2 protein-coding genes are annotated in these 2,322 nt (G+C 46.8%); both read left to right on the forward strand.

The window, feature by feature from the left end:
* Positions 1 to 106 precede the first annotated feature (106 nt).
* A complete protein-coding gene (locus ACYVUV_RS12255) occupies positions 107 to 721 on the forward strand; it encodes an IS607 family transposase (protein WP_484499564.1) in 615 nt (204 codons plus the stop codon).
* 2 nt (positions 722 to 723) lie between these two features.
* Complete coding sequence (locus ACYVUV_RS12260; RefSeq protein WP_484499565.1) at positions 724 to 2,031, forward strand: RNA-guided endonuclease InsQ/TnpB family protein; 1,308 nt, start codon at positions 724 to 726, stop codon at positions 2,029 to 2,031.
* Positions 2,032 to 2,322 lie beyond the last annotated feature (291 nt).

The following is a 2,322-nucleotide window of genomic DNA, read 5'->3' on the forward strand; positions in this document are numbered from 1 at the left end:
CATCGGTGCTAACTACTAGTCTCAAAATACATAACTAAAGTGTGCTAATGTGTCCAAATGGCGGTATAATAGACTTATCCAAATAGAAAGGACGAGTCTATTTTTTATGTCTAAAGTCTACAAGCCCAATGAAGCTGCTAAAGTCTTAGGCGTTTCAGTAAGCACGCTGCAGCGCTGGGATCGTGAAGGAAGGCTTCACGCTTTCAGAAACGTAGCCAACAGGCGCTACTATACTGAGGAACAGCTCAACAGACTTCTCGGAGTACCAGATCAGCGGAAGAACGTTGCCTATGCACGTGTCTCTTCGCAGGGGCAGAAGAACAATCTGAAAAATCAGATGGATTTTATTACCCAGTACTGCAATGCCAAAGGTATCATCCTCGATGAGCGGATCAGCGACATTGGGAGTGGCCTTAACTATCGCCGCCCTAAATGGAATAAGCTTCTGCAGGATGTAGAAGACAAGAAAATCGCCAAAATCTTTATCACGTATAAAGATCGCTTCACCCGTTTTGGCTTTGACTGGTTCGAAGACTTCTGTCAAAGACACGGTACTGAAATTGTAGTTCTTAACAATCCAGACACCAGTCCGGATCAAGAACTGGTTGAGGATCTGATGAGCGTTATTCACGTCTTCTCTTGTCGCCTGTACGGCTTGAGAAGATACAAGAAAGAGATGGCGGAAGATCCAAAGCTGCCACATAAGGAAGAAGGTGACTAAAGATGCGAACACAGACCAGAGTATACAAGCTTCAGCTTAATGAAGAACAGAAACAGCTCTTTATTGAGCTGTGCGGCTATCGTCGCTGGGCATGGAATCATGCTCTGGACATCTGGAATGAGATGTACGAAGCCAGACGACTGATGGCTGACTACACTGAAAAAGTAAAAATAGTCAAAAAAGCCACGAAGACTCATGGTGAAGTCTGCAGAGTGATTCGCAAGATTGACAAAAACAGTCCTGGAGCCAAGGCAAATCCTTCTCCAAATTGGCAGAGAGTTCGCAACGAGCTTAATTCTGACAAGGAAACTGATGCTTGGAGACTGGCATATCCAGCTCACCTTGCCAATCTTGCAGTACAGGATCTTGGCAATGCTTGGAAGAACTTTTTTGACAAAGCCCAGCCAGACTGGGGCAAGCCAAAGTACAAGTCCCGCAAAGCCTCTCGTCAGGGTTTTAAGAGCGATCAGAGCAGAATCGAAGGGCAGATTTTGAAGCTGGAATGCCCGCAGGGGCGCAAAGACTGGCCTCTTGGCCAGATTCGCTTGAATGAGCCTGCGCTTTCTGATGATTTTGGCGTTGTCAGCTATTTCACAGAAGCAGGCAGTTATTATGTGGCCATTCCTTTCCAAGTTGAAGATGTCAAGCAGCCAGATAAGACAGGCAAGGCAACTGCAGTTGACGTAAACGTTGGCCACTTCGACTACACGGAAGGCCGAGTAAACGTTTTGCCTAAGCGCCTTAACAGAGTTTACAAAAGGATCAAACACTATCAAAGGCAGCTTGCCAGAAAGCGGGTTGAAAATGGACAAGCCGCCTACAATAGCAAGAACTACTTGAAGACGAGAGCCAAGCTTCAAGCATGCTATCGGAAGGCTGGCAATATCCAAAATGACTTGATGCAGAAGTTTACGACTGAACTGGTCAAGGACTACGACAAGATCGTGATCGAAGACCTGTCCGTGAAGGGCATGCTTATGAGCCATGTGGCCTCTAAGGGCGTGCACCGTTCGATGTTTGGCAAGTTCAAGCAGATCTTGACCTACAAGTGCGATTGGTACGGCAAAGACCTTATTCTGGCAAACAAGCTGTACCCGTCTACTCAGCGCTGTGCGGCTTGCGGCAACGTCAAAAAGGGCGATGACAAGATCACTCTTTGCGGGAACAAGAAGCACGGCACCAAGCATAATGAGTACGTGTGCTACAACGAAAAATGCCCGAACTACAAGAAAGTCGTAGATCGGGACAAGAATGCAATGCTTAGCCTTTTAGCGCTGGCTGAGCACCCAGAATTGAATAAGGCGCTGTAAATTCAAAGAATGAAGTTAAGGCTGTGGCTTCGGCCATAGTCATGCGGGTTAGCTGTACCCGAGGATTGGCGAGAGCCTTTCCAAGAAGTTGCAAGAGTGGCACGCAAGTGCCTGCGCTGGTCAATGCGATTACCTCCTAGTTGAGATATCGGAATACCAGTGATGACGGCAATAAGGAAAATGTTTGCGAGTAAAGCGTCAAAGCTGGTGTGTAGGGTCAACAACATTAGGCCTCTGAGACATCATTAGTCCAAACTAAAATACACATCTGCACACATTTTCTACAGCTGT

Source organism: Lactobacillus sp. WILCCON 0149, from assembly GCF_057197965.1.